The organism is Aeromicrobium sp. REDSEA-S38_B2, from assembly GCF_001628525.1.
In the GTDB taxonomy this organism is placed as follows: Bacteria; Actinomycetota; Actinomycetes; order Propionibacteriales; family Nocardioidaceae; genus Aeromicrobium; species Aeromicrobium erythreum.
Genome location: NZ_LUNH01000040.1, coordinates 1 through 25,957, shown reverse-complemented (window position 1 = coordinate 25,957; position 25,957 = coordinate 1). Strand labels below are relative to the sequence as shown.

The following is a 25,957-nucleotide window of genomic DNA, read 5'->3' as shown; positions in this document are numbered from 1 at the left end:
TCAGCTCCGCTTCTGCTTGACGATCTGCTCCTGCTCGACGTCCTCGTCGTCAAGAGCCTCGAACTCCTCGCGACCGACCGAGATGCGCTCGCCCTCGCTGGTCTCGAACTGCTCGACGAACGCCTCGTAGGCCGACTCGAGCGACGACGCGGTGTCGTCGTCGAACTTCCCGGTCTCGCGGATCGCCGAGAAGATGCCCTCGTGGGAGCGCTTGACGTAGTCGAGGAACTCCTCCTCGAAGCGGCTGATGTCCTCCACGGGCACCGGGTCGAGCTTGCCCTGGGTACCGGCCCACAGCGAGACGACCTGCTGCTCCATCGGGAACGGCGCGTACTGGCCCTGCTTGAACAGCTCCATCAGGCGCTGACCACGGGCGAGCTGCGCCTTCGACGCGGCGTCGAGGTCGGAGGCGAACATGGCGAAGGCCTCCATGGCGCGGAACTGCGCGAGGTCGACCTTGAGCGAGCCGGTGACCGCCTTCATGGCCTTCGTCATCGCCGCACCACCGACGCGCGACACCGAGATGCCGACGTCGACCGCGGGACGCTGGTTGGCGTTGAAGAGGTCGGACTGCAGGAAGATCTGGCCGTCGGTGATCGAGATGACGTTCGTCGGGATGTAGGCCGACACGTCGTTGGCCTTCGTCTCGATGACGGGCAGACCCGTCATCGAGCCCGCGCCGAGCTCGTCGTTGAGCTTGGCGCAACGCTCGAGCAGCCGGCTGTGGAGGTAGAAGACGTCGCCGGGGTAGGCCTCGCGGCCCGGCGGACGACGCAGCAGCAGCGAGACGGCGCGGTAGGCCTCGGCCTGCTTCGACAGGTCGTCGAAGATGATCAGGACGTGCTTGCCCTGGTACATCCAGTGCTGGCCGATGGCCGAGCCGGTGTACGGGGCGAGGTACTTGAAGCCTGCGGAGTCGGAGGCCGGAGCGGCCACGATGGTCGTGTACTCCAGCGCGCCGGCGTCCTCGAGGGCGCCACGCACGCTGGCGATCGTCGAGCCCTTCTGGCCGATGCCGACGTAGATGCAGCGGACCTGCTTGGTCGGGTCGCCGCTCTCCCAGAACTCCTTCTGGTTGATGATCGTGTCGATCGCGATGGCGGTCTTGCCGGTCTGGCGGTCGCCGATGATCAGCTGGCGCTGGCCACGGCCGATCGGCGTCAGCGAGTCGATCGCCTTGATGCCGGTCATGAGCGGCTCGTGCACCGACTTGCGCTGCACGACGGTGGGCGCCTGGAGCTCCAGGGCGCGACGACCGTCGGTGGCGATCTCGCCGAGACCGTCGATGGGCTCGCCCAGCGGGTCCACGACGCGGCCGAGGTAGCCGTCGCCCACGGGCACGGACAGCACCTCGCCGGTGCGCTTGACCTTCTGGCCCTCCTCGATGCCGGCGAAGTCACCCAGGATGACGACACCGATCTCGCGGACGTCGAGGTTCAGCGCGAGGCCGAGCGTGCCGTCCTCGAACTCGAGCAGCTCGTTGGCCATGGCCGAGGGCAGACCCTCGACGCGCGCGATGCCGTCCGCCGCCTCGGCGACGATGCCGACCTCTTCGGTCTTGCTGGCGCTCGGGGAGTACTCGGAGACGAACTGCTGCAGCGCGTCGCGGATCTCCTCGGGACGGATGGAGAGTTCCGTCATGTTTCTGCCTGCCTTCTGTGGGTCTGGTGGCTGGGTGGAGCCGGAAGAAATGGGGTGGGTCAGCCCGCGAGCCGCCGACGGGCGGCCTCGAGCCGGCTGGACATGGTGCCGTCGACGACCTCGCCGCCGAGGGAGACGGCGATGCCTCCGACGACGCTCGGGTCGACGACGACGTTGAGGTGCACGTCGCGGCCGTACTTGGCGGCCAGGGCCGAGGCGAGCCGGGTGCGCTCGTCGTCGGAGAGGTCGTAGGCGACCCGCACGACGGCGACGGCGCGGTCACGACGCTGCGCGGCCACGTCGCCGAAGGCGGTGAGCACCTTCTCGAACGAGCCGGTGCGTGCCACGACGGCCTGCTGCGCCAGCTCGAGGGCCTCGGTGGAGACCTTGGAGCCGAACAGCGTCGCGAGCAGCGTCGCCTTCGCCTGGGCCGGGTAGGACCGGTCGGCCACGACACCACGGAGCTCGACGTCGGCCGCGACGGCGCGTCCGATCTCGAACAGCTCGGTCTCGAGCTGCTCCAGCGACCCGGCGGCGTCGGCCCGCGCGACCACGGCGCTGGCGCCGGCGGTCTCGAGGGCGTCGGCGAGGTCACGACCGGCGTTCCACCGCGCGGCGGCGGCGGCGCGGACGACGTCGACCGTGCCCGGACCGACCTGCGAGCCGAGCACACGGGACGCGAGACCCGCCTTGGCGTCGGACTCGGTCGACGGGTCGGTGAGCACCCGGCGCAGCGCCGGGTTGGCGTCCAGCAGGGACACGACGCCGAACAGCTGCGTGCCGAGGTCCGCCGAGTCCTGGGCCGACTCGACGGCGGACAGGACCCCCTCGAGGGACCGCGCGGAGATGCCTCGCATCAGTTGGCCGACCCCTCCAGCTCCGTGATGAAGCGCTCGACGGTGCGACGCTGACGCGACTCGTCCTCGAGCGACTCACCGACGATGCGCCCGGCGAGGTCCGTGGCGAGCGAGCCCACCTCGGACTTGAGCTGGGCGAGGGCCTGCGAGCGCTCCGCCTCGACCTGCGCGTGCGCGGTCGCGGTGATGCGGGCAGCCTCCTCCTGGGCCTGGGCCCGGAGCTCGGCAATGATCTGCGCGCCCTGCTCCTTGGCCTCCTCGCGGATGCGAGCGGCCTCGTGACGGGCGTCGGCGAGCTGCGCCGTGTACTGCTCGAGCGCGGCCTGGGCCTCCTGCTGCGCCGACTTGGCCTCCTCGATCCCGCCCTCGATCGCGGCCGTGCGCTCGGCGAAGGCCTTCTCGAAGTTGGGCACGACGAACTTGCGGATCAGGAGGAAGAGGATCCCCAGGACCACCAGGCCCAGGACGATCTCCGGCAGCTCCGGGATCAGGGGGTTGTGCTCCTCCCCCTCAGCTGCTGCGACCAGGATCGCGCTCATGGTGAATCTCCCTTAGCAGAGGATCAGTTGTAGCCGAAGACGAAGGCGAGGGCCAGCGCGATGATGAAGAACTGCTCCGCGAGGACGAAGCCGAAGATCGCGATGCCCTGGAGACGGCCCTGCGCCTCGGGCTGACGGGCGACGCCCGTGACGTAGGCGGCGAAGATCAGACCGACGGCGATGGCCGGGCCGATGGCAGCGAGGCCGAGGCCGACGGTGGCGATGGAACCATTCATGACGGTTCTTTCCTTTCGTGACGACGCGGACGCGTCTGGTGCGGGTCGAGAAGTGGTCGGATGGAGCCGGCCGAGCTCAGTGCTCGTCGGCGATCGCGCTGCCGATGTACATCGCGGTCAGCAGCGTGAAGACGTAGGCCTGCAGGAACATGATCAGCATGTCGAGGAAGCTGACCCCGATGCCGAGCACGAAGGAGAGCACGCCGGCCGGGATGCCGATGGCGGCGTTGGCGTAGCCCGTGACCAGGTACGCGGCGCCCAGGGAGAACAGCAGGATCAGCAGGTGACCGGCGAACATGGTCGCGAAGAGACGCAGCGCCAGCGTGAAGGGGCGCACGATGATGTTGGAGAGGAACTCCAGCGGCACCAGGGCGATCAGGATCGGGCCCTTGGCGCCGGCCGGGACCGTCTGGTGCTTGAGGTAGCCGAAGAAGCCGTGGCGACCGATGCCGGCGACGTTGTAGATCAGCCACGTGACCAGGGCCAGCGCGACGGGGAAGCCGAACTTCGACATCGACGGGAACTGGATCACCGGGATGACGCCGTAGAAGTTGTTGACCAGCACGAAGAGGAAGACCGTGAAGAGGTACGGCACGTACTTCATGTAGTCGGCGCTGCCGATGTTGTCGCGCGCGATGGAGTTGCGGATGAACCCGTACACGAGCTCTCCGGCGAACTGCAGGCGCCCGGGCACGACCTGGGCCTTGCGGCTCGTGGCGTAGGCGAAGGCGAAGACGATCACCAGCGACAGCACGAGGAACAGCTCGGGCTTGTTGACCTCCCACCCGCCGATCGTGAACGTCGGCGGGAGCAGGAAGCTCCCGGGGCCGGGCTGCGGCGGGCCGTCAGCGGCAGCCACCAGGGCGGTCGAGGCGAGGGTCACTCGGTCACCTTTGTCTCATGGCGCGGTCGATTCCGACGAAGGTCGGCGATCCGGCAGTACGGCCAGCGTCATCGTTCACGTCGGGCCCGGTCGCTGGGCGGATCCGGTCCGGCGCATGAGTGAGGCTACCAGGGGGTCACGACGGGGTGTCGCCCAGGTCATAGGTGAGGACCCGGCGGCGCCGGAACGACCACAGCGCCAAGGCGGTCCAGACCAGGCTGCACACCACTGCGGCGAGCCCGAAGGTGCGCCGGTCGACGTGCTCGGCCACTCCCCCGACGTCGAAGAGCAGGAACAGCACGGCCATGGCGGCGAACGCCTTGACGAGGAAGAAGAGCACGGCCGCAGGGAGCGAGAGCACCGGGCTCGAGCGCGCCACCGGGTTCAGGACGACGGGCGTCGAGCCGAGGAACACCGCGACGACGACACCCGCGAGCAGGGCGCCCAGCAGCCCGGCGGTCCCCCGCACGGCGAGACCCGCGACGGCGGCAAGAGCCACGACGGTCCCGTACGCCAGGGCCTGCGAGCCGAGGGCCGACCGGTCTGCGGACCTCACGAGCCGTCCCAGACGCGCTGCTCGAGCCGTGGGAGCACGAAGACGGCCGCGGCCGTGAGCACGCTCAGCACGCCGAACCCGACGATCGACTGCCAGCCGCTGAACAGGCTCACCACGACGCTGCCGAAGGCCACCAGGCCGGCGGCGGCGTACATGAGCAGCACGGCACGACGGTGCGAGTGCCCGATCTCGAGCAGCCGGTGGTGGATGTGCATCTTGTCGGGGCTGAACGGCGACCGTCCCGCCCGGGTGCGGCGCACGACCGCGAGACCCAGGTCGACGAACGGCACGATGAGGATCGCGAACGGCAGGAAGAGCGGCAGCAGGGCGGGCAGGAAGCTCGCCGCCCCGCCACCGACGCCCTCGGACAGGCTGGTGGCCGGGAACTGTCCCGTGAGGCTGATCGAGGAGCACGCGAGCACGAAGCCGATCAGCATCGACCCGGAGTCGCCGATGAACATGCGGGCCGGGAAGAAGTTGTGCGGCAGGATGCCGAGGCAGGCGCCCGCCAGGGCGGCCGTGAGCAGCGCGGCGCCGATGGCGCGTGCCTCGCCGTTCACGACCGCGAGGGAGAAGGCGTAGGAGAAGAAGGCCACCGCGCCGATCGCGACCATGCCGGCGGCCAGCCCGTCGAGGCCGTCGACGAAGTTGACGGCGTTCGCGGTGGTGACGATCAGCAGCACCGTGAAGATGATCGACTGCGCGTTGTCGAGTCCGAGGTAGTTGTTGTACAGCGGCAGGTAGAGGAACTGCAGGCCCATCGCGACGACGACGACGCCGGCCATGACCTGGCCGGCGAACTTGCTGAGCGCGTCGAGCTCGAAGAGGTCGTCGATCACGCCGACGAGGCAGATGACGGCACCGCCCACGATGACGGCGCGGGCGTCGCCGAAGACGGCGTCCTCGTTGCGGGACAGGAACGGCAGGTGGGTCGCCACCAGGTAGGCCGAGACGAGCCCGCCGAGCATGGCGGGGCCCCCGAAGTACGGGGTGGGGATCGCGTGCACGTCGCGGTCACGCACCTTGGCGACGGCTCCGAAGCGCATCGCGAGCGTCCTGGCGATCGAGGCGAGGAGGTAGGTCACCCCCAGGGCGACGCCGAAGACGACGAGGTACTCACGCACCGAGCGGCTCCACCGTGTTGTTGAACCGGTGGAGCACGTCGAGCCCGATCGGACCCTCGCGCAGGATGCGGGGCGTCGCGCCCGTGACGTCGAGGATGGTGGACGCGGTGCCCCCGGGGCTCTGACCGGCGTCGAGGTAGACGCTGACGGACGTGCCCAGCATCCGCTCGGCGTCCTCGATCGTGGTGGCGGCCGGCTCACCGGTCAGGTTCGCGCTGCTCACGGCGAGCGGCCCGGTCTGCTTGAGCAGACCGAGCGCGACGGGGTGGTCGGGCATGCGCACCGCGACGGTGTGGTGGGTCTCCCCCAGGTCCCACGTGAGCGACGGCTGCTGCCGGCACACCACCGTGAGGGGTCCGGGCCACAGCTCGGTGGTCATCGAGCGCAGCCATCCCGGCACCTCGGTGACCAGGGCCTCGAGCGTCGTCGGCGCCCCGACCAGGACCGGTGGCGGCTTCTGGCGCGTGCGCCCCTTGGCGTCCAGCAGGCGCTGGACGGCCTCGGGCGAGAACGCGTCGGCGGCCAGGCCGTAGACGGTGTCGGTGGGCAGCACGGCGAGCTCGCCGGCCTCCAGTGCCGCCTGGGCGGCGTCGACGCCGGTGCGGCGCATCTCCTCGTCGGCGCAGTCGTACCTCACCGGGCCACCCTAGCGGGCGCGGGTGGGCCCAGCGGTCACCACAGGTCGTGCACGGCGTCCAGCAGGTCGAGCCCGTGCACGAGGAACGCGAGCGCCAGGAACTGCGCCGTCCGACCGAGGAAGACCATCGTGAGGAACACCCAGAGACGCTGCCGCGACAGCGGCGCCAGGATCGTCACCACCGCGAGCGGTGGCACCGCCAGGAGGGACGAGAGGAGCACGGTGGCCGCGCCGAGCACCGGGCGGTCGAGCCAGGTCAGGAGCAGGTCGCCGACCCGCCGCAGCCAGGCCGTGAACCGGTAGCGGGGCTCGGAGCGGCGCGCCTCGCGACGGAAGCGCTGCGACCCGCCGCGGATCAGCACGAACACGAGCGCCTTGCCCGCGACCGTGCCGACGCTCAGCGCCATGACGCCCCAGAACAGCATCCAGTCCTGCATCGTCGCGCCCATGGCGACGACGTAGACCTCGGCGTTGAGGAACACCGGGAGGATCGCCGATCCCACCCCGAAGGCGAAGGCGGCCCCGTGGATCAGGAGCTCGGCGACCATGTCGCGACCCTATCGATCCCGCTCCGCGCCGCGCCGGAGGTCCCGACTCGTGCGCGGCGAGCCGCTCACGGACGGCGCGCGGTGACGTACCGCGGCCGGTCCGCGAGGTCCGCGTGGTCGCGCACGTCGGCCCACCGGCCGGCGAACACGGCGGGGGCCGACTCCCCCTGCGCATCGGCGTGCTCGGCCCCGACGACACCGCCCGGTCGCAGCAGGCGCCACGCCGTGCGCTCCAGGCGGCGCATGGCGTCGAGCCCGTCGTCGCCCGACCAGAGCGCCAGGGACGGGTCGTGGTCGCGGGCCTCGGGCGCCACGCTCTCCCACGCGTCGAGCGGGATGTACGGCGGGTTGCACACCACGACGTCGACGGTGCCGTCGAGGTCGGCGAAGGCCTCGAACGCGTCGCCGAGCCGCAGGTCGGCGCCCGTGTCGCCGAGGTTGCGCTCCGCCCACGCGAACGCCTGCTCGTCGAGCTCGACGGCGTGCACCTGGGCCCGCGGCACCTCGTGCACGACGGACAGCGCTATTGCGCCGGACCCGGTGCAGAGGTCGACGACCACGGGCGGTGCCGAGCGACTCGAGGACAGCACGGCCGACGCCTGCTCGACCGCCCAGCCCGCCAGCAGCTCGGTCTCCGGACGCGGGACGAACACGCCGGGACCGACCTCGAGGTCGACGTAGCGGAAGCCGGCAGAGCCGGTGAGGTGCTGCAGCGGAACGCGCCGGGCGCGCGCCGCGACCATGTCGCGGTAGACCTGCAGCTGCGGACCCTGGAGGCGTGCGCCGAGCAGCATGCCGCGCGGGGTCCCGGTGACGTGGGCGAGGAGCAGCTCCGCGTCGACCCGCGGCGAGGCGACGCCGGCCTCCGTCAGCGTGGTCGTGGCCTCCTCGAGCAGACGCTCGGCCTGGCTGCGGACGCGGCTCATGCGCGGGACCCGTCGGCGGTCTCGAGCCGCTCGGCGAGGTCGGCGTCGACGAGCGAGCCGATGACGTCGTCGAGCGCGCCGTCCATGACGGCGTCGAGGTTGTAGGCCTTGAACCCGGTGCGGTGGTCGGAGACGCGGTTCTCGGGGAAGTTGTAGGTGCGCACCCGCTCGGAGCGGTCGACCGTGCGGATCTGCGAGCGTCGCGCGTCGGACGCCTCGGCGTCGGCCGCGGCCTGTGCCGCCTCGAGCAGGCGCGAGCGCAGGATGCGCAGCGCCTGCTCCTTGTTCTGGAGCTGGCTCTTCTCGTTCTGGCAGCTCACCACGAGACCGGTCGGGAGATGGGTGATGCGCACGGCCGAGTCGGTGGTGTTGACGCTCTGGCCTCCGGGCCCGGACGAGCGGAACACGTCGATGCGCAGGTCGGCGTCGTTGACCTGGACGTCGACGTCCTCGGCCTCGGGCAGCACGAGGACCCCGGCGGCCGACGTGTGGATGCGGCCCTGGGACTCGGTGACGGGGACACGCTGCACGCGGTGGACGCCGCCCTCGAACTTCAGCAGCGCGTAGGGCGCCTGCCCGGGCTCGGGGGTGCCCTTCGCCGCCACCGAGGCCGTGACCGACTTGAAGCCCCCGAGCGCCGACTCGGTGGCGTCGATGATCTCGACCCGCCAGCCCTTCGTCTCGGCGAAGCGCGTGTACATGCGCAGCAGGTCGCCGGCGAACAGCGCCGACTCCTCGCCGCCCTCGCCGCCCTTCACCTCGAGGATGACGTCCTTGTCGTCGGCGGGGTCGCGCGGCACGAGCAGCCGCTGCAGCCGCTCCTCCAGCTCCGCGCGCTGGGCGGCCAGCTCGGCCGCGTCCTCGACCAGCTCGAGCTCACGGGCGGCCTCGAGGTCGTCACCGGACTGCTGCCAGGCGCGGTAGGTACGCACGACCGCACCGAGCTCGGCGTAGCGGCGCCCGACCTTCTTGGCCCGCGCCGGGTCGGCGTGCGTCGCAGGGTCCGACATCTGTCGCTCGAGCTCGGCGTGCTCGGACAGCAGCGCCTCGACGGCCTCGAACATGCTGGTCCTCTCTGCTACCTCGCGCCCACGGTCTCGCCGGCGCACCGCGCCCGGACGTACGACGACGCCGACCCGTCCGCGAGGGATCGGGTCGGCGTCGGAGAGGAGCTACTTCTTGCCGTAGCGCTTCTCGAACCGGGCCACGCGGCCGCCGGTGTCGAGGATCTTCTGCTTGCCCGTGTAGAACGGGTGGCAGGCCGAGCACACGTCGGCGCGGAGGGTGCCCTCCGTGGCGGTGCTGCGGGTGGTGAACGAGTTGCCACAGGTGCAGGTGACCTGGGTCTCGACGTACTCGGGGTGGATGTCGCGCTTCATGGTGTCCTCTCGTGGTGCTGGGTCGGGCCGCGGGTGCGGACCGTGAACCAGGACCGGGGATCGATTGTGCCAGGGGCACCTCGTACAACCGCCACCGCCCCTCGGTTGTTCCCCAGGCAGCAGCCGCGCTACGAGGTCAGGCCGGCAGCAGCGCCTCGACGTCGTCGGCGATCTTCTCGGGCTTCGTCGTCGAGCCGTAGCGCTTCACGACGTTGCCCTCGGAGTCGACCAGGAACTTGGTGAAGTTCCACTTGATCTTGCTGCCGAGCACCCCGCCCTTCTCCGAGCGGAGCCAACGGTACAGCGGGTGCGCGTCGTCGCCGTTGACGTCGACCTGGGAGAACATCGGGAAGCTCACGCCGTAGTTCTTCTGGCAGAAGGCGGCCGTGTCCTCGTCGGAGTCGGGGTTCTGGTGGCCGAACTGGTCGCACGGGAAGCCGAGGACCACGAGGCCGCGGTCGGCGTACCGGCTGTACAGCTCCTCCAGGCCCGTCAGCTGCGGGGTGAAGCCGCACTGCGTGGCGGTGTTCACGACGAGCAGGACCTTCCCCCGGTAGTCGGAGAGGTCCCGCGGAGCGCCGTCGATGGTCGTGGCGGTGAAGTCGTAGGCAGTGGTCACGTCGCCATCCTAGGGACGCGGTCCACCCGTCGCAGACCAGCGCGCGGGCCGCGCCGGCCGTCCGTGGCACGCACGACGGGCCCGCCGACCGTGGTCGGCGGGCCCGTCGGGGCGTGCTCAGGCCAGGGGGCTGCGCTGGAGCGCGAGGAGCAGCTCGGCGTTGCTGCCGGTCTTCTCCAACCGCCCGACGACCGTGTCGAGGACCTGCTGCGGGCTGCGCCCGACCAGGGCCCGGCGCGTGGCGACGAGGATGTCGAGCTCCTGCTCGTCGAGCAGCAGCTCCTCGTGGTTGGTGCGCGAGCCGGCGATGTCGACGGCCGGGAAGACCTGCTGGTTCTCGTCGACCTGCAGGCGCAGCACGCTGTTGGCGGCGCCGTCGATCTCCTCCAGCACGGCCTCGTCGACCACGGACGACGTGCCCGCCAGCGCCGTCGCGAGGATCGTCAGCGAGCCGCCGTCCTCGGCGTTGCGCGCCGCGCCGAAGAACGTCTTGACCGGGTGCAGGGCGGCCGCGTCGACCGCGCCGGCCATCCGGCTCGAGGCCGTGGACGCCTGGTGGTAGGCCCGGCCGAGCCGCGTGAGGGAGTCGAGCAGGACGACGACGTCGTGACCCAGCTCGACCAGACGCTTCGCACGCTCGATGGCGAGCTCGGCCACCGTCGTGTGGTCGGCGGCCGGACGGTCGAAGGTCGAGGCGATGACCTCGCCCTTGACCGAGCGCTGCAGCTCCGTGACCTCCTCGGGGCGCTCGTCGATCAGGACGACCATGAGGTGGCACTCGGGGTTGTTGGCCGTCAGCGCGTCGGCGACGGTGCGCACGAGGGCCGAGCGTCCACCACGCTGCTCCGAGACGACCAGCTGACGCTGTCCCTTGCCCACGGGCGCGAACAGGTCGATGAGGCGGGTGGTCACGACCGTCGGGTCGGTCTCGAGGACCAGACGCTCCTCGGGGTGCACGGGCGTCATGGAGGAGAACTCGATGCGGCCGCGCGCCTCCTCCAGCGGCGTCCCGTTGACGGTGTCGACCCGCACCATCGGGTTGAACTTCTCCTTGCGCTCGCCTTCGCGCGGCTGGCGCACCTGGCCGGTGACCGCGTCGCCCTTGCGCAGACCCCACTTGCGGACCATGGACAGCGAGACGTACACGTCGTTCTCGCTCGGCAGGTAGCCGGTGGTGCGCACGAAGGCGTAGTTGTCGAGGATGTCGAGGATGCCCGCCGCGGGGACCAGCACGTCGTCCTCGGTGTAGGTGGGCTCGCCGTCGGCACCGCGGCCGCCGCGGTTGCGACCACGACGGTTGCGACGACGTCCGCCGGCCTCGTCGTCGTCGGCCGCCTGCGGGTCGACGCCGCGCTGGCCGTTCTTCTGCGGGGCGTCCTGGCCGCCCTGCTGGTCGCCCTTGCGCTGCTGGTCGCCGCGGCGCTGGTCGTCGTTCTTCTGACCGTCGCCGTTCTTCTGGTTCTCGGTGTTCTTCTGCTGCTCAGCGTTCTTCTGGCCGTCGCGCTGCCCGTCGTTCTTGGTGCGCTGGTTGCCGTTCTTCGGGCCCTGGCCCTTGCCCTGGCCGCGGTTCTGCTCGTCCTTGCCCTGGGCGTCCTTGCCCTGGGCGTCCTGGGGCTGGCCGTCCTGCGACGGGGCGCCCTGGGCGCGACGTCCGCGGCCGCGCGGGGTCTCGCGCGCCTGCTCCTCGGCAGCAGGTGCGCCCTGGGGCTTCTCGTCCTTCTCGACCTGGGGCTTCGCGCCCGGGGCCTTCTCCGGCGCGGTCGGCTCGACCTGCTGGGGTGCCTGCTCGGCGGGGGCGGCCTGGACGGCGCTCGGGGCGCTCTCGCCACGGGCGGCCTTGATGGCGTCGATCAGCTCGCCCTTGCGCAGCTTGCCGGCGTCGCTGATGCCGAGGCCGGACGCGATCTCGCGCAGCTCGGCGAGGACCTTGCCCCCGAGCGCGCCGCCCGAGCGACGGGCGGGCTTGGCGGGGGCGGCGGAGGCCGGCTCCGCCGACGGGGACGCAGACTGGTCAGTGGGGGTGTCGGTCACGAGGATGCTTCCTGGGTGGGAGGGGGCGCCACAGGCCCTCCGGCGAAGACCGGGGCACCGTGGCCACCCGCCGACGGCGGGCGGACGTACACGTGTCGGGGAACGGGATCCACACCGACGTCCGTCACTCTAGCAGTGCGCTCGAGCGCTCGATCCGCCCCCGACGAGCGCGGTCAGGGGCCGTCGTTCAGGACGTCGGGACGACGTGGGCACCGCGGTCGGCGACGTCGACCTCGAGCACCCTCCAGCCGTCGGGGACGGCGTCCGTGACACCCCGGGCGAAGGCGAGCACCGTGGGCCCGGCACCGGAGATGACCGCCGGCACGCCGTCGACGCGCAGGCTGCGGACCAGGCGGTAGGAGTCCGGCATCGCGCCGGCGCGGTACTGCTGGTGCAGGAGGTCCTCCGTGGCCGACGCGAGCCGCTCGGGCGCCTGCGTCAGCGCCGCCACGAGCAGCGCGGCACGGCCGGCGTTCGTCGCGGCGTCGGCGTGGCTGACCACGTCGGGGAGCAGGCCGCGCGCGGCCTCGGTCGAGACCGGCTCCGGCGGCACGAAGAGGGTCAGCGGGACGGTGACGTCGAGGCGGACCGCCTCGGCGGCGAAGCCGTCGATCCACGCGATCGTCAGGCCGCCGAGGAGGGCTGCGGCGACGTTGTCGGGGTGACCCTCGATGTCCTGGGCGAGCTGCAGCGTCGCCCGGTCGTCGAGCGGCTCCACACCGTCGACGAGTGCCTTCGCGAGCACGATGCCGCCGACGATCGCGGCCGACGACGAGCCCATCCCCCGCCCGTGCGGCACCACGTTGCGGCACGTGAGCCGCAACCCCGGACGTCGCACGCCCATGAGGTCGAGGGCGGCGTCGAGCGAACGGACCACGAGGTGGCGCTCGTCGCGCGGCACCTCGTCGGCGGCCTCGCCCTCCACGACGACCTCGAGACCGTCGCCGGGGACGACCTCGGCGGTCAGCTCGTCGTGCACGTCGAGCGCGAGCCCGAGGGCGTCGAACCCCGGACCGAGGTTGGCGCTGCTGGCGGGCGTGCGGACCGTCACGGGCCCGCGGCGGAACGGCTGGTCGACCACGACGGCGCCGCTCAGGCCAGGCCGGCGGCGGCCGCGGCGTCGTGCACGTCGGCGTCGATGACGGAGTCGACCACGGACTCCACGCCCGACAGCGCCGTCTCGACGTCCTTCAGGCCGTGGCCCGTCACGGTCACGGCGATGCGCAGACCCGGGTCGACCTCGCCCGCCTCGGCGGCGGCCAGGAGACCCGCGACACCCGCCGCGGACCCGGGCTCGACGAACACGCCGTCGTGGGCACCCAGGCGACGCTGCGCGTCGAGGATCTGCTCGTCGGTGACGGCGTCGATGCGGCCGCCGGACGTGTCGCGCGCCTCGATGGCCAGCTGCCACGACGCCGGGTTGCCGATCCGGATCGCCGTGGCGACCGTCTCGGGACGGGCCACGGCCTCGCCACGGACGAGCGGCGCGGCGCCGGCGGCCTGGAAGCCCCACATCCGCGGACGGTGCGTGGCGAGACCGGCGTCGGCGTACTCGCGGTAGCCCATCCAGTAGGCGGAGATGTTGCCGGCGTTGCCGACCGGGAGCACGTGCACGTCGGGGGCGTCGCCGAGGACGTCAACGATCTCGAACGCCGCGGTCTTCTGGCCCTGGAGCCGCACCGGGTTGACCGAGTTCACGAGCGCGACCGGGTACTCGTCGGCCAGGGCCCGCGACAGCTGGAGGCACTCGTCGAAGCCGCCCCGCACCTGGATGACCTCCGCGCCGTGCATGACGGCCTGGGCCATCTTGCCGGTCGCGATCTTGCCGTGCGGGACGAGCACGATCGGGGTGAGCCCGGCACGAGCGGCGTAGGCGGTCATCGACGCCGACGTGTTGCCTGTCGACGCGCACACCACGGCCTTCGCGCCTTCGCCGACGGCCACGGAGATGGCCGCCGTCATGCCGCGGTCCTTGAAGGAGCCCGTCGGGTTGTCACCCTCGACCTTGAGCCAGACGTCGCCCTGGACGACCGAGGACAGCCAGGCCGAGTGGACGAGCGGCGTGCCGCCCTCGCCCAGCGAGATCACCGGGGTGTCCTCGTCGACCGGGAGCCACTCGCGGTACTCCTCGAGCACACCACGCCACGGCTGCGCCATCAGCGGAACTCCTTCATCAGTTGAGGCCTTCGACCCGCATGACCGACGACACGTCGCGCACCATGTCGAGCGCGCGCACCACCTCGACGGTCGCGGCGAGCGCGGCGTCGTCGGCCTCGTGCGTCACGATGACGAGCTGGGCGTCGGAGCCGTGGCCCTCCTGGCGGACCGTCTTGATCGACACGTCGTACTGCGCGAAGGCGTCGGCGACCGATGCGAGCACGCCGGCGCGGTCGTCGACGTCGATCGACACGTGGTAGCGGGTACGGGCGCGGCCGACGTCGAGCACGTCGAGGTCCGCGTGCGCGGTGTCACCGGGTCCGTGCACGTCCTGGCGGCGGTTACGGGCGACCGAGACGAGGTCGCCGAGCACGGCGCTCGCCGTGGGCGCGCCCCCGGCGCCCGGACCGTAGAACATGAGCTGACCGGCCGACTCGCTCTCGACGAACACGGCGTTGAACGCGCCGCGGACGCTGGCGAGCGGGTGGCTCTTCGCGATCATGGCGGGGTGGACGCGAGCCGACACGGCATCGCCGTCGGGCGTGCTGATCTTCTCGCAGATCGCGAGCAGCTTGACGACGCAGCCCATCTCGTCGGCCGAGCGGACGTCGGCGGCGGTGACGTCGGTGATGCCCTCGCGGTGCACGTCGCCGATGGTCACGCGGGTGTGGAACGCGAGCGACGCGATGATCGCGGCCTTGGCGGCGGCGTCGAAGCCCTCGACGTCGGCCGTGGGGTCGGCCTCCGCGTACCCGAGGCGCTGGGCCTCGTCGAGCGCGTCGGAGAAGCCGGCGCCCGTCGTGGTCATGGCGTCGAGGATGAAGTTGGTGGTCCCGTTGACGATGCCGAGCACCCGCTGCACGGCGTCACCCGCCAGCGACTCCTGGAGCGGGCGGATGATCGGGATGGCGCCGGCCACCGCCGCCTCGAACGCGATGTCGCGCTCGGCCTTCTCGGCGGCCTCGAACAGGCGGGCGCCGTCCTCGGCGAGGAGCGCCTTGTTGGCCGTGACGACGGAGGCACCGTGCTCCAGGGCGGCGAGGATCAGCTCGCGGGGGCGCCGATCCGACGCGCCAGCTCGTCGCCGTCGCGGGTCAGCAGGCGGGCCACCTCCGACCCCACGACGCCGCAGCCCAGCAGGGCGACCTTAAGGGGTCGGGCGGTCGAGGGAGCGGTGTTCACGCGCGACAGCCTATCGGCGTCCCTCCTCGGTCCGGCCCCCAGTCCTCGCGGCGAGACCGAGACCGCCGCGTGGGGCTCACCGCTCGTAACCGCGCCCGAGCACGAGCAGCCCGGCGACCACGCACGCGGCGGGCACCGCGGACGCCGCGAGCACGCCGACGTCCAGGCCGTGCACGACCGCGGCGGCGAACACGGTGCCGCCCAGGGCGAGCGCGACGGACTCCGCGACCGAGTCGCTGGTCTGCAGGGCCGCGCTGTGACCCGCCTCCTCCCCCGGACCGGACCGGCGCAGCACCTCCGTCACCGAGGTCGACGAGAGCACGCCCATGCCGAAGCCGCCCACGACCCAGACCGTCGCGACGGCGACCACCGGCACCTCGGCGACCAGCGAGAGCGGCACGGCGAGGAGGCCCACGAGGATCGCGCCGGCGCCCAGCAGCGCCCGAGGTCGGGGCGTGCCGACCGGCGCCGGCAGCCGTTCCGGCCGCGACACGAGGGTTGCGCCGGCGAACCAGGTGAACGCCGTGCCCGAGATCGCCGCGCCCGCCAGGCCGACCGAGAGTCCGCGCTGGTCGACCAGCACCAGCGGCACGTACACCTCCGCCGCGAAGAAGGACGCCATGAGGAGGGCCCGTGATCCGATCAGCGACGGGAGGCCCCGTCCGCCGCTCCAGGTGCGCGGAGGCACCAGCCGACGGACGGAGAGCGCGAGCCCCACCAAACCCAGGACGAGCCAGGCCGGCCACGCCGGCAGCGTCCGCTGGCCGGCGACGGACACCAGGAGCACCGCCACCGCCGCGAGGGCGGCGGCAGCCAGACCACCCAGGGTCTGACCACCCGAGGGTCCTGCCGCGGCCGACGGGGAGCCGGTGAGGGACCGGATCGCCGGCCACGCGACCGTGAGGCTCGCCGCCGCCAGCGCGGGCCCCAGCAGGAACACGGCACGCCAGCCGAAGGCGTGCGTGAGGCCGCCGGCCACGACCGGGCCGACGATCGCCGGCACCGTCCAGGCACTCGTCATGACGGCGAGCGCGCGAGGTCGCAGCCGGTCGGGGTAGGCCTGCGCGACCACGACCCACAGGGCGACCCCGATCGGACCCGCGCCAAGACCCTGCACCGCACGCCCGAGGAGGAAGCCGGGCATCGACGTGGCGGTGCCGCACACCACCAGCCCGGCGGCGAAGACGGCCACTCCGCAGCCCAGCGCGGGTGCGGGACCCGCCCGCTCGATCCAGGAGGCGCTGGCGGTGCGCGAGAAGATGCTGACCGCCACCGGAGCGGCGAACGCGACGGCGTAGAGCGCGAGCCCGTCGAGCGCTCGCGCCACCTCCGGCATGACGCTCACCACCGCGAGCGACTCGAACGCGACGAGGAAGGCCAGCGAGAACAGACCGAGCGACGTGCGCCCCAGCCGACCGCGCCAGATCGAGTGGGCGTCGCCGTCCCCGGGGCTGGCCGTCTGGGCGTCGAGGGCGTCCGGCGTCGTCATGGGATGATCAGACAACCTCGACCAAGGTTGAGGTCAACGGCGTGACAGGAGGCGTGCACGATGGACACGACGGACCGACTCACCCCGCAGCAGGTCGCCGAGCGCTCGGGCGTCGCGGTCTCCGCCCTGCACTTCTACGAGTCGCGTGGCCTCATCACCGCCACACGGACGGCGGGCAACCAGCGTCGATACCGACGCGACGTGCTGCGACGCCTCGCCTTCATCCAGTTCTCGCAGCGCCTCGGCATCCCGCTGGCCGAGATCGGCGAGGCGCTCGCGTCGCTCCCCGACGACCGCGTGCCGACCAAGCGGGACTGGTCACGGCTCACCTCCCGCTGGCGCGCCGACCTCGACGCCCGCATCGCCCGCCTGCAGGCGCTGCGCGACGACCTCGACGGCTGCATCGGCTGCGGCTGCCTGTCGCTGCGCAGCTGCTCGGTCTACAACCACGACGACGAGCTGGGCCGCCGCGGTCCCGGGCCGCACCGAGGCCTGACGTGAGGCGGATCGGTCACGGGGCCGGTTCCGCGTCGCCTACCCTGGTCCGGTGAGCACGCGCCCGAGCAGCCTGTCGTCGAGCCTGCGGCAGCTGGGGCCCGTCAAGGTGGTCGGACTGGTCACCATCGTCGTGGTCACGGTCGTGCTCGTGTGGGCCGTCCTCGACGTGCGCTCCCTCCTCGCGCAGGCACCGGCCGCGCAGGTCGCAGCCGGACCGGACGCGTCGGCCGGGGCCCGTGGCAGCACGACCGAGCGACAGGTCGCGGTCACCGTCACGTTCTCCGGCACCGGCCCGTTCAACGCCACCGTCGTCGACGCCTCCAAGCGCGAGCGCACGTTCCGCTCGGGCGGCGAGGACGTGAAGGTGACACGCGTCTACGAGGGTGCCGGGCCGTACGTGCTGGCGAGCGTCCAGACCACCGGCAACGCCACGGTCCGCTGCCGCGTCGCCGTCGACGGGAGGCAGACGTCGTCGACCGAGCAGTCGGGCCTCTACGCCCAGACCGTCTGCGCCGGCTGAGGTGGGCGCCGACGACCGCGCCTCCTTCCGGGAGGGGCTGAGGCTCGGGCTGCCGTTCGCGGTGGCCTCCTTCCTGCTGTCGATGTCGTTCGGCGTCGTCGCCCGCGAGACGGGCTTCAGCGTGCTCGCCGCCGTCGCGATGTCGGTGCTCGTGTTCGCCGGGTCGGCGCAGTTCGCGGCCGTGGCGGTCCTCGCCGCCGGTGGAGGCGCGGGCGCGGCCGTCGCCGCCGGGACGCTGATGAACTCGCGCTTCCTCCCGATGGGCATCGCGCTCGCGTCGTCGCTGCCGGGGCGCGCCTGGTGGCGAGGGATGCAGGGGCTCGCCGTCGTCGACTCCTCCTGGGCGCTCGCGGCGCGTGGCGACGGCACGTTCGACCGCTGGCGCCTCTTCGGCACCACCGCACCCCAGCTCGTCGCCTGGTACCTCGGCACCGTCGTCGGCGCGTTCGGCGGTGAGCTGATCGGTGACCTCGACCGCTTCGGCCTCGACGCCGTCTACCCGGCGTTCTTCCTCGCGGTCCTGCTGCCCGAGCTGCGCGACCGCGACCGGCGGGGCGTGGCCGTCGTCGGCGGGCTGCTGGCGCTCGCACTCGTGCCCGTCGCTCCCCCGGGCGTGCCCGTGCTGGCGGCGGGGCTCGCCGCCCTGTGGGGACTGCGTTGGCGGGAGGCCTCGTGAGCACCATCTGGGTCACCATCCTCGGCCTCACCGTCGCGACGGCCGCTGTGAAGGCCCTCGGACCGGTGCTGCTCGGTGGTCGCGACCTGCCGGAACGGTTCACCGGCGTGATCGCCCTCATGGCCCCGGCGCTGCTGACCGCGCTCGTGGTGACCAGCGTGCTCGCGGTCGGTGACCGGTGGCACGCCGGTGCCGACACGGTCGGCGTCGCCGCAGCCGGCGTGGTCGCCTGGCGCGGCGCCTCCGTGGTGACGACGTTGGCCGTCGCGGTGGTCGTGACGGCCCTGCTGCGCCTCGCGGGCCTGCCGTAGCGGCAGGCCGCGTCGTCAGCCGACGTCGAGCGCGAAGAGGTCGTCCTCCGTCTCGCGGCGCAGGATCAGCCGTGCCTCGCCGTCGCGCACCGCGACCACCGCCGCACGCGGCACGTGGTTGTAGGTGCTCGCGAGCGAGCGGCAGTACGCGCCGGTGCCGGGGACGGCCAGCAGGTCGCCCGCGGCGACGTCACCCGGGAGGTACTCGTCCTTCACGACGATGTCGCCGCTCTCGCAGTGCTTGCCGACCACCCGGCTCAGCACCGCCGGCGCCTCGGAGCGGCGCGAGGCGAGGGTGCAGGAGTAGTCGGCGCTGTAGAGCGCGGGCCGCACGTTGTCGCTCATGCCGCCGTCGACCGCGACGTAGCGACGCGACGCTCCCCCGTCGAGACCGACGGACTTGACCGTGCCGACTTCGTAGAGCGTGAAGGTCGTCGGGCCGACGATCGCGCGCCCGGGCTCGATCGACAGGTGCGGCACGGCGACGTCGAGCGCCCGGCACTCCGCGTGCACGATGCCGAGCAGGCTGTCGGCCAGCTCGGCCGGCGAGCGGGGGTCGTCCTGCGTCGTGTACGCGATGCCGAAGCCGCCGCCGAGGTCCATCTCGGGCGGGACGACGCCGAGCTCCTCGATGATCCGCGCGTGCAGGCGCAGCACGCGTCGCGCGGCCACCTCGAAGCCGTCGGCCACGAAGATCTGCGAGCCGATGTGCGAGTGCAGGCCGAGGAACCGCAGGCCGCCTTCGCCGGGCCGCTGGGCGGCGACGATGCGGCTCACGGCCTCGAACGCGGCACCGTCGGCGATCGAGAAGCCGAACTTCTGGTCCTCGTGCGACGTGGAGATGTACTCGTGGGTGTGCGCCTCGACGCCGGCCGTCACGCGGACCATGACGGCCGCCTCACGACCGGTCTCGGCCGTGAGGGCGACGAGCCGGTCGATCTCCTCGAGCGAGTCGACGATGATGCGTCCGACACCCGCCTCGAGCGCGCGACGCAGCTCGGCCACCGACTTGTTGTTGCCGTGCAGCGCGAGCCGCTCGGGCGGGAACCCGGCGCGCAGCGCGACGGCGAGCTCGCCGCCCGTGCACACGTCGAGGCTGAGCCCCTCCTCCTCGACCCAGCGGGCCGTGGCGACGCAGAGGAAGGACTTGCCGGCGTAGTACACCTCGCACCCCTCGAAGGCGTCGCGGAAGGCCCGCGCGCGGGTGCGGAAGTCGTCCTCGTCGAGGACGTACAACGGCGTGCCGAACTCCTCGGCCAGGTCGGTGACCGACTCACCGGCGACGGTCACGACGCCGTCGACCTTGGAGACGTTGCGGGCCCACAGCTGCGGCACGAGCGCGTCGACGTCGTCGGGGCGCCGCAGCCACGCGGGTCCGCGGTCGCCCGCCTGCCCGTGCAGCGCGCCCGCCTCGTGGGCCCTCATCACATGCGCTCCGGGGCCGAGACGCCGAGCAGGCCGAGACCGTTGGCGACGACCTGACGGGTCGCGTCGACCAGCACCAGACGCGCGCGGTGGACGTCGGTGGCCTCCTCGTCGCCCTGCGGGAGCACCCGGCAGACGGCGTAGAAGGCGTGGAAGGCGGCGGCGGTGCGCTCGAGGTAGCGGGCCACCCGGTGCGGCTCGCGCAGCTCCGCCGCGCGTGACGCCACCTCGGGGAAGCTCGCGAGGGCGCGCAGCAGCTCACCCTCCTTCTCGTGCTCGAGCAGGCCCGGGTCGAAGCGGTCGAGGCCGTGGTCGACGCCGAGGTCGGCCGCGTTCCGCAGGATGCTCGACAGCCGCGCGTGCGCGTACTGGACGTAGTAGACGGGGTTGTCGTTCGTCGTGCTCGCCCAGAGGTCGAGGTCGAGGTCGATCGGCGAGTCCGTCGAGTAGCGCGCCAGGGCGTACCGGGCCGCGTCGACGCCGATGGCACCCACGAGGTCCTCGAGGGAGATGACGGTGCCGTTGCGCTTGCTCATCCGCAGCGGCTGGCCGTCGCGCAGGAGGTTGACCAGCTGCCCGATCAGCAGCTCGAGGTTGACGCCCGGCTCGTCGCCGAACGCGGCGCACATCGCCATCATCCGCGAGACGTACCCGTGGTGGTCTGCGCCGAGCATGATGAGGCAGCGGTCGAAGCCTCGCTCGCGCTTGTCGAGGTAGTAGGCGAGGTCGCCGGAGATGTACGCGGGCTGGCCGTCGGACTTCACGACGACCCGGTCCTTGTCGTCGCCGTAGTCGGAGGTGCGCAGCCACCGGGCACCGTCCTTCTCGTACATCTTGCCGAGCTCGTCGAGCCGCGCGATCGCCCGGTCGACGGCACCGGACGCGTGCAGGTCGTTCTCGTGGAAGTACACGTCGAAGTCGACGCCGAAGTCGTGCAGCGACGCCTTGATCTCCGCGAACATCAGCTCCACGCCCTCGGCGCGCAGCAGCTCGGTCGCCTCGGCGTCGGGCAGCGACGCGACGTCGGGGTGCTTCGCCACCACGTCGGCGGCGATCTCGTGGATGTACTGGCCGCCGTACCCGTCCTCGGGCGCGTCCTCGCCGCGCGCGGACGCGAGCAGCGACCGGGCGAAGCGGTCGATCTGGGCGCCGTGGTCGTTGAAGTAGTACTCGCGGGTGACGTCGGCGCCGGCGAACGTCAGGAGCCGGCCGAGCGAGTCGCCGACGGCGGCCCAGCGCACGCCGCCGATGTGGATCGGACCCGTCGGGTTCGCGCTGACGAACTCGAGGTTGACCTTCTGACCCGCGTAGAGCCCGCTGCGGCCGTAGTCGGCTCCGGCCTCGAGCACGTGCGCGGCCACCTGGCCCTGCGCGTCGGCGGCCACCCGCAGGTTGAGGAAGCCCGGGCCGGCGACCTCGGCCGCGCTCACGCCGTCGTGGTCGGCAAGCACCGCCGCGAGGTCGGTGGCGAGGTCGCGCGGGTTCAGGCCCGCCTTCTTGGCCAGCTGCAGCGCGATGTTCGTGGCGTAGTCGCCGTGCTCCTTGACCTTGGGTCGCTCCACGCGCACCTGGGCGGGCACGCCGTCGGGGAGGCTGAGCCGTCCCTCGTCGACGAGCCGCTGGAGGGCGGACACGATCACGTCGCTGAGCTGCTCGGGAGTCACCGCACCAGCCTATCGAGCGGCGCGCCGCTCCCCGCCCGCGGGAAGCCCTGACGCGACCGTCGCCTCAGGCCTGCGAGCGGCGCTGGATGACGTCGTTGACCGTCGACACCAGGTGGTCGGGGTCGAACGGCTTCGTCACGTAGGCGTCGACTCCCGCGTCGAGGCCTCGCTGGATGTCGGCGGGCAGGTTCTGGGTGCTCACCATGACGATGCCGAGGTGCCGCAGTCGCTCGTCGGCCCGGATCGTGTGCACGGTGCTCACGCCGTCCTGCCGCGGCATCATGACGTCGACGGTGACGACGTCGGGCAGGTCGCCCGCGTCGGCCGCGGCCCGCAGCCGCTCCACGCAGTCGAGCCCGTCGACGGCCTCCCGCACGTCGAACCCCGCCAGCTCGAGGTTCGTGCGGATGAGGAACCGGATCGACGCGGTGTCGTCAGCGATCAGGACCGTGGGCACGCGCACCACCGTAGCGGGCGTGAGGTAGGGTCGTACCGCACTCGGCCAGACCGGTCACCGCACCCGCGGAACCGTGCACCGGCCCCCGTAGCTCAGGGGATAGAGCACCGCCCTCCGGAGGCGGGAGCGCAGGTTCGAATCCTGCCGGGGGTACCCATCGCAGCGCATCGGACCCGTCGCCACCTGGCGGCGGGTCACTGGTTGCTCTCCCGGTCGTGTCGCCCGTTCAGCGCACCGGCCTTGGCCGTGTAAACGCCTGTCACATTTCTTCTCGTCCAGGCAGCGCGGAGGTGCCGGACGTCGTAGGCTCAGGCCTGCGCCGGACCGCCCACCCCTGGATGCGGACGGCGCAGCAGCGCCCCTGCTCTCGGACAAGGAGAGCAGGGGCGCCTTGCTCCCGCGTGCGGGAGCACGAGGAACGATACGCTCGTCCGGATCCCGACCCCACGGGCCGAGCGGCGGCTCGGGCGGCTGGTCAGTCGCAGGTGCCGCGCACGACGTGCGTCACGCCGAGCTCGTCCATCCACGGCAGCTCGGCGTCCGAGACGCCCAGGGCGACGCAGTCGGCGTCGATCTGCGCGGCCAGCGTCGCGATCGACTCCACGAGCACCCGCCGTCGGACGTCGTCGGCCAGGCCCTGCACCAGCTCGGGGTCGATGCGCAGCACGTCGGGCGAGAGCAGCAGGATGTGGCGCAGCTCGGCCGCACCGTCGCCCACGCGGTCGACCGCGACGCGCGCGCCCAGCCGCCGCAGCGGCTGCAGCAGCGCCGTGAGCTCCTCGTAGTCCTCGATCGTCTCGTCGACGTCGAAGCGCAGCATCAGGCGCGACGGCGGCATCGAGGCGATCAGCGCCTGGAAGGCAGGGTCGCGCAGCGCCTCCGCCGACAGACTGACGCTCACGACGGGCACCGACGTCTCCTCGACGGCCTTCAGCGTGCGTGACAGCACCGACAGCTCGAGCTCGACACCACGGCCCACCTCACGCGCCTCGCCCAGCCGCCGACGGAACGGGCGGCCGTCCGCGAAGCGGGCCACCGCCTCGTGGCCGACGACCGCACCGGTCCCGACCTCCGAGACGGGCAGGAGCTCGATCGTCGCGTCCTCCAGGGCGCCGTCGATGGTCTCCGCGAGGTCGGCCAGGTCGGTGAGCCGACCATCGACCTGCTCCTCCATCTCGATGAGACGCATGATGAGCACCGCCGTCGCCCGCAGCACCTCCGCCTCGGCCGGCGACAGGTCCGGGTGCGGATCGCGCGAGAAGGCGCACAGCGTGCCGAAGAGCTCTCCGCTGCTGCGCGTCATCGGGACGCCGACGTAGGCACCGATGCCGAGGTAGGACGTGTGGAACGCGTCGACCGTGAGCGGCTCGCTGGCCGTGTCGGGGACGACCTCGCCCAGCTGGCCGCTCGTGATCATCTGGCAGTAGGTGCCCTCGTACGGCTCGCTGAAGCCCACCTGGATCGGCAGGTCGACGTCGGAGACGAGCGCACGGAACGAGCGACGGTCGCCCTCGATCTCGCTGATGAAGGCGACGTTGAGACCGAGCTCGCGACGCACCAGGTCGACCATGGCCGTCGCTGCCGTGCGTGCGTCCGTCCTGAGCCTGCTCACGCGCCTTGCCTCTCGGAACCCCGAACCGTCGTCTCGGAGGTGATCCTAGGGTCTTCCTCCCAGATCCGCACCGCGACGCGACCCTCCCACCCCACCTCGCCGACCGACGTGACGGCGTCACGGTCGAGCGGACCGAAGACGTGCGGGAAGAGGACGTCGTCGCTGACCCCGGGCGGCGGGACCGGCGACGCCGCCTCGTGCACCACCTCCGCCTGCAGCCGCGTGACGTCGAGGCGCAGGACCAGCAGCGGTCGCGGTGCGTCGGCGTAGAACGCCGTGGCCACCGCGAGCGTCGTCGCCTCGTCGGGCGAGCAGTGCACGAAACCCTCCGTCGCGAGCGACGCGGGCGCGTACGGACGGTCGGGGTCGGCGGTCCAGTCGGGCGCCGGGACGAGGTGCAGGATCGTGGTCGGGCTGGGCGGTCGAGGAACGTCGCCGTCGGGGGTCACGGGGTCATGGGACCACGAACACCCTGAGGACGGGAATGCGCCACCCTCGCGTCGCCTTGACGCAGGCATGAAGAACATCGGGTTCCTGTCGTTCGGGCACTGGTCGGACTCGCCGCACTCGGCGACCCGCAGCGCCTCCGACGTGCTGCACCAGTCGATCGAGCTCGCCGAGGCGGTGGAGGACCTCGGCGGCGACGGCGCGTACTACCGCGTGCACCACTTCGCGCAGCAGCTCGCGTCGCCGTTCCCGCTCCTGGCCGCGGTCGGCGCCCGGACCAGCCGCATCGAGATCGGCACGGGCGTCATCGACATGAGGTACGAGAACCCCCTGTACATGGCCGAGGACGCCGGGGCCGCCGACCTCATCAGCGACGGACGCCTCCAGCTCGGCATCAGCCGTGGATCACCGGAGCAGGTGATCGACGGCTACCGCTACTTCGGGTACGCCCCGAGCGAGGGCCAGAGCGACGCCGACCTCGCCCGCCAGCACACCCAGGTCCTGCTCGAGGTGCTGAAGGGTCAGGGGTTCGCCGAGCCGAACCCGCGACCGATGTTCCCGAACCCGCCGGGCAGGCTGCGCCTCGAGCCGCACTCCCCCGGCCTGCGTGACCGCATCTGGTGGGGCGCCGGCACCCGCGCGACCGCCGAGTGGACCGCGGAGCAGGGCATGAACCTCATGAGCTCCACCCTGCTCACCGAGGACACGGGCGTCCCGTTCCACGAGCTCCAGGCCGAGCAGATCCAGCGCTTCCGCGACGCGTGGAAGGCCGCCGGCCACGAGCGCGAGCCGCGCGTGTCGGTGAGCCGCAGCATCTTCGCCCTCGTCGACGACCGCGACCGCGCGTACTTCGGCGGCTCGGGCGGCGACGACCAGGTCGGCTTCCTCGAGGGCGGCCGCGCCCGCTTCGGCCGCACCTACGCCGCCGAGCCCGACCAGCTCGTCGAGCAGCTGCGCGAGGACACCGCCGTCGCCGCCGCCGACACCCTCCTCCTCACCGTCCCCAACCAGCTCGGTGTCGAGTACAACGCCCACGTCGTCGAGAGCATCCTGAAGCACGTCGCGCCGGAGCTGGGCTGGCGCTGAGTGGGATCGTCCTGGCGGTCGCGCCTCTTCGTGCGTGGGCTGGGTCGGGGTGTGGTTGCTGGGGCGCTGCCTGCGGTGGTCGTGACCTTGGCCGTGCGCTGCGGCAGGGGTCTCGACCTGCTGAAGCGCTCCCGCAGGGGGTCTGGGCTTGCTGGTGCGCTGCCTCGGCCCTCGCTGGGGGTGTTCTCCGAAAGGGCCTCGACCGGGCGGCTGGCATCCGCGCTGGTCTGGAGTCTCGGGCTGTGGGTTGGGCACGGGGTTGACCCAAGATTCTGCGTTCGCGCGTCGGGGCCCAAGGATTCTGCGTTCGTCACGGGATCCCGTCGCGAACGCAGAGACGTCTGCGCCGGCAGCCCGGTATCGGTGGATCTTCAACCGCAGAACGGCTCCTGCGGTTGCAGATCCACCGATAGGACGCGCGAACGCAGAACGGTGGGTCAAGAACGCAGAAACGAAG

At 72.2% G+C, this 25,957-nt stretch carries 27 protein-coding genes, 1 tRNA gene and 1 pseudogene; 6 read left to right on the top strand and 23 right to left on the bottom strand.

Features of this window, described 5'->3' with window-relative positions:
- From atpA to A6Q81_RS09695, 18 genes and pseudogenes are all read right to left on the bottom strand, one after another.
- Positions 1-1,641: a F0F1 ATP synthase subunit alpha gene (gene atpA, locus A6Q81_RS09780; RefSeq protein ID WP_067856287.1), complete on the bottom strand. Its 1,641-nt coding sequence runs from the start codon at positions 1,639-1,641 to the stop codon at positions 1-3.
- Positions 1,642-1,700: 59 nt separating this feature from the next.
- Positions 1,701-2,498 (bottom strand): F0F1 ATP synthase subunit delta, encoded by a 798-nt coding sequence (locus A6Q81_RS09775; protein WP_286690332.1) that lies wholly within the window; start codon positions 2,496-2,498, stop codon positions 1,701-1,703.
- Complete coding sequence (locus tag A6Q81_RS09770) at positions 2,498-3,037, bottom strand: F0F1 ATP synthase subunit B (RefSeq protein WP_286690331.1); 540 nt, start codon at positions 3,035-3,037, stop codon at positions 2,498-2,500. Before A6Q81_RS09770 ends, A6Q81_RS09775 begins: the two co-directional genes overlap by 1 nt.
- A 23-nt stretch (positions 3,038-3,060) precedes the next feature.
- Positions 3,061-3,273: an ATP synthase F0 subunit C gene (locus tag A6Q81_RS09765; protein WP_067856280.1), complete on the bottom strand. Its 213-nt coding sequence runs from the start codon at positions 3,271-3,273 to the stop codon at positions 3,061-3,063.
- A gap of 76 nt (positions 3,274-3,349) precedes the next feature.
- Positions 3,350-4,156, bottom strand: a complete 807-nt coding sequence (gene atpB, locus A6Q81_RS09760; RefSeq protein ID WP_083516314.1) for a F0F1 ATP synthase subunit A — start codon at positions 4,154-4,156, stop codon at positions 3,350-3,352.
- A 136-nt stretch (positions 4,157-4,292) separates the two neighbouring features.
- Positions 4,293-4,712, bottom strand: a complete 420-nt coding sequence (locus tag A6Q81_RS09755; RefSeq protein ID WP_286690330.1) for a Cg1360 family ATP-synthase-associated protein — start codon at positions 4,710-4,712, stop codon at positions 4,293-4,295.
- Positions 4,709-5,836, bottom strand: coding sequence for a glycosyltransferase family 4 protein (locus A6Q81_RS09750; protein WP_067856274.1), 1,128 nt, complete (start codon positions 5,834-5,836; stop codon positions 4,709-4,711). The genes A6Q81_RS09755 and A6Q81_RS09750 overlap by 4 nt, the downstream gene beginning before the upstream one ends.
- Positions 5,829-6,473 carry an L-threonylcarbamoyladenylate synthase gene (locus A6Q81_RS09745; protein WP_236749839.1) on the bottom strand — a complete coding sequence of 215 codons (645 nt, stop codon included), beginning with the start codon at positions 6,471-6,473 and terminating at the stop codon, positions 5,829-5,831. The genes A6Q81_RS09750 and A6Q81_RS09745 overlap by 8 nt, the downstream gene beginning before the upstream one ends.
- Positions 6,474-6,508: 35 nt before the next feature.
- Positions 6,509-7,021, bottom strand: coding sequence for a VTT domain-containing protein (locus A6Q81_RS09740; protein ID WP_067856268.1), 513 nt, complete (start codon positions 7,019-7,021; stop codon positions 6,509-6,511).
- 65 nt (positions 7,022-7,086) lie between these two features.
- Positions 7,087-7,947 carry a peptide chain release factor N(5)-glutamine methyltransferase gene (gene prmC / locus A6Q81_RS09735; RefSeq protein WP_286690329.1) on the bottom strand — a complete coding sequence of 287 codons (861 nt, stop codon included), beginning with the start codon at positions 7,945-7,947 and terminating at the stop codon, positions 7,087-7,089.
- Positions 7,944-9,011, bottom strand: a complete 1,068-nt coding sequence (prfA, locus tag A6Q81_RS09730) for a peptide chain release factor 1 (RefSeq protein WP_286690328.1) — start codon at positions 9,009-9,011, stop codon at positions 7,944-7,946. The genes prmC and prfA overlap by 4 nt, the downstream gene beginning before the upstream one ends.
- 108 nt (positions 9,012-9,119) lie before the next feature.
- Positions 9,120-9,326, bottom strand: coding sequence for a 50S ribosomal protein L31 (gene rpmE / locus A6Q81_RS09725; protein WP_067856259.1), 207 nt, complete (start codon positions 9,324-9,326; stop codon positions 9,120-9,122).
- Between the two features lie 136 nt (positions 9,327-9,462).
- Positions 9,463-9,945 carry a glutathione peroxidase gene (locus tag A6Q81_RS09720; protein WP_067856256.1) on the bottom strand — a complete coding sequence of 161 codons (483 nt, stop codon included), beginning with the start codon at positions 9,943-9,945 and terminating at the stop codon, positions 9,463-9,465.
- A gap of 117 nt (positions 9,946-10,062) precedes the next feature.
- Complete coding sequence (gene rho, locus A6Q81_RS09715; RefSeq protein WP_286690327.1) at positions 10,063-11,976, bottom strand: transcription termination factor Rho; 1,914 nt, start codon at positions 11,974-11,976, stop codon at positions 10,063-10,065.
- 187 nt (positions 11,977-12,163) lie between these two features.
- A complete protein-coding gene (gene thrB / locus A6Q81_RS09710) occupies positions 12,164-13,057 on the bottom strand; it encodes a homoserine kinase (RefSeq protein WP_067856250.1) in 894 nt (297 codons plus the stop codon).
- 11 nt (positions 13,058-13,068) lie between these two features.
- Positions 13,069-14,133, bottom strand: coding sequence for a threonine synthase (gene thrC, locus A6Q81_RS09705; protein WP_067856247.1), 1,065 nt, complete (start codon positions 14,131-14,133; stop codon positions 13,069-13,071).
- Positions 14,134-14,149: 16 nt separating this feature from the next.
- Positions 14,150-15,324, bottom strand: a pseudogene (locus A6Q81_RS09700) (homoserine dehydrogenase).
- A gap of 67 nt (positions 15,325-15,391) precedes the next feature.
- Complete coding sequence (locus A6Q81_RS09695; RefSeq protein WP_286690326.1) at positions 15,392-16,804, bottom strand: MFS transporter; 1,413 nt, start codon at positions 16,802-16,804, stop codon at positions 15,392-15,394.
- Between the two features lie 60 nt (positions 16,805-16,864).
- Between A6Q81_RS09695 and soxR the strand changes: the two genes are divergently transcribed.
- Genes soxR through A6Q81_RS09675 form a run of 4 tightly spaced genes read left to right on the top strand, consistent with a single transcriptional unit; the run spans position 16,865 to position 18,809 of the window.
- Positions 16,865-17,305 (top strand): redox-sensitive transcriptional activator SoxR, encoded by a 441-nt coding sequence (gene soxR / locus A6Q81_RS09690; RefSeq protein ID WP_286690325.1) that lies wholly within the window; start codon positions 16,865-16,867, stop codon positions 17,303-17,305.
- Positions 17,306-17,351: 46 nt separating this feature from the next.
- Positions 17,352-17,822 (top strand): hypothetical protein, encoded by a 471-nt coding sequence (locus A6Q81_RS09685; RefSeq protein ID WP_067856237.1) that lies wholly within the window; start codon positions 17,352-17,354, stop codon positions 17,820-17,822.
- 1 nt (position 17,823) lies between these two features.
- A complete protein-coding gene (locus tag A6Q81_RS09680; RefSeq protein WP_286690324.1) occupies positions 17,824-18,498 on the top strand; it encodes an AzlC family ABC transporter permease in 675 nt (224 codons plus the stop codon).
- Positions 18,495-18,809, top strand: coding sequence for an AzlD domain-containing protein (locus tag A6Q81_RS09675; RefSeq protein ID WP_286690323.1), 315 nt, complete (start codon positions 18,495-18,497; stop codon positions 18,807-18,809). The genes A6Q81_RS09680 and A6Q81_RS09675 overlap by 4 nt, the downstream gene beginning before the upstream one ends.
- A 15-nt stretch (positions 18,810-18,824) precedes the next feature.
- Here the strand turns inward: A6Q81_RS09675 and lysA are convergent, their stop codons facing one another.
- The 3 genes from lysA to A6Q81_RS09660 form a co-directional block, all read right to left on the bottom strand.
- On the bottom strand, positions 18,825-20,237 hold the full coding sequence (lysA, locus tag A6Q81_RS09670) for a diaminopimelate decarboxylase (protein ID WP_502692812.1): 1,413 nt from the start codon (positions 20,235-20,237) through the stop codon (positions 18,825-18,827).
- Positions 20,234-21,898, bottom strand: a complete 1,665-nt coding sequence (gene argS / locus A6Q81_RS09665) for an arginine--tRNA ligase (protein WP_286690321.1) — start codon at positions 21,896-21,898, stop codon at positions 20,234-20,236. The genes lysA and argS overlap by 4 nt, the downstream gene beginning before the upstream one ends.
- A 64-nt stretch (positions 21,899-21,962) precedes the next feature.
- On the bottom strand, positions 21,963-22,355 hold the full coding sequence (locus A6Q81_RS09660; protein WP_286690320.1) for a response regulator: 393 nt from the start codon (positions 22,353-22,355) through the stop codon (positions 21,963-21,965).
- 81 nt (positions 22,356-22,436) lie between these two features.
- Here A6Q81_RS09660 and A6Q81_RS09655 point away from each other — a divergent pair.
- Positions 22,437-22,508 (top strand) — tRNA-Arg (locus tag A6Q81_RS09655).
- Between the two features lie 322 nt (positions 22,509-22,830).
- Here the strand turns inward: A6Q81_RS09655 and A6Q81_RS09650 are convergent.
- Together A6Q81_RS09650 and A6Q81_RS09645 are read right to left on the bottom strand one after the other, a co-directional pair.
- On the bottom strand, positions 22,831-23,967 hold the full coding sequence (locus A6Q81_RS09650; RefSeq protein ID WP_144433702.1) for an EAL domain-containing protein: 1,137 nt from the start codon (positions 23,965-23,967) through the stop codon (positions 22,831-22,833).
- Positions 23,964-24,416, bottom strand: a complete 453-nt coding sequence (locus tag A6Q81_RS09645; RefSeq protein ID WP_286690319.1) for a DUF952 domain-containing protein — start codon at positions 24,414-24,416, stop codon at positions 23,964-23,966. Before A6Q81_RS09645 ends, A6Q81_RS09650 begins: the two co-directional genes overlap by 4 nt.
- Before the next feature lie 67 nt (positions 24,417-24,483).
- Here A6Q81_RS09645 and A6Q81_RS09640 point away from each other — a divergent pair, with 67 nt between their 5' ends.
- Positions 24,484-25,500, top strand: a complete 1,017-nt coding sequence (locus A6Q81_RS09640; protein WP_067856219.1) for an LLM class flavin-dependent oxidoreductase — start codon at positions 24,484-24,486, stop codon at positions 25,498-25,500.
- The last annotated feature ends 457 nt before the right edge of the window (positions 25,501-25,957 follow it).

Excerpts from the sequence above, each read along its gene's own strand:
- atpA (WP_067856287.1), bottom strand. The coding sequence starts at position 1,641 with ATGACGGAACTCTCCATCCGTCCCGAGGAGATCCGCGACGCGCTGCAG.
- A6Q81_RS09775 (WP_286690332.1), bottom strand. The coding sequence starts at position 2,498 with ATGCGAGGCATCTCCGCGCGGTCCCTCGAGGGGGTCCTGTCCGCCGTC.
- A6Q81_RS09770 (WP_286690331.1), bottom strand. The coding sequence starts at position 3,037 with ATGAGCGCGATCCTGGTCGCAGCAGCTGAGGGGGAGGAGCACAACCCC.
- A6Q81_RS09765 (WP_067856280.1), bottom strand. The coding sequence starts at position 3,273 with ATGAATGGTTCCATCGCCACCGTCGGCCTCGGCCTCGCTGCCATCGGC.
- A6Q81_RS09740 (WP_067856268.1), bottom strand. The coding sequence starts at position 7,021 with ATGGTCGCCGAGCTCCTGATCCACGGGGCCGCCTTCGCCTTCGGGGTG.
- prmC (WP_286690329.1), bottom strand. The coding sequence starts at position 7,947 with ATGAGCCGCGTCCGCAGCCAGGCCGAGCGTCTGCTCGAGGAGGCCACG.
- prfA (WP_286690328.1), bottom strand. The coding sequence starts at position 9,011 with ATGTTCGAGGCCGTCGAGGCGCTGCTGTCCGAGCACGCCGAGCTCGAG.
- rpmE (WP_067856259.1), bottom strand. The coding sequence starts at position 9,326 with ATGAAGCGCGACATCCACCCCGAGTACGTCGAGACCCAGGTCACCTGC.
- thrC (WP_067856247.1), bottom strand. The coding sequence starts at position 14,133 with ATGGCGCAGCCGTGGCGTGGTGTGCTCGAGGAGTACCGCGAGTGGCTC.
- A6Q81_RS09695 (WP_286690326.1), bottom strand. The coding sequence starts at position 16,804 with ATGACGACGCCGGACGCCCTCGACGCCCAGACGGCCAGCCCCGGGGAC.
- soxR (WP_286690325.1), top strand. The coding sequence starts at position 16,865 with ATGGACACGACGGACCGACTCACCCCGCAGCAGGTCGCCGAGCGCTCG.
- A6Q81_RS09640 (WP_067856219.1), top strand. The coding sequence starts at position 24,484 with ATGAAGAACATCGGGTTCCTGTCGTTCGGGCACTGGTCGGACTCGCCG.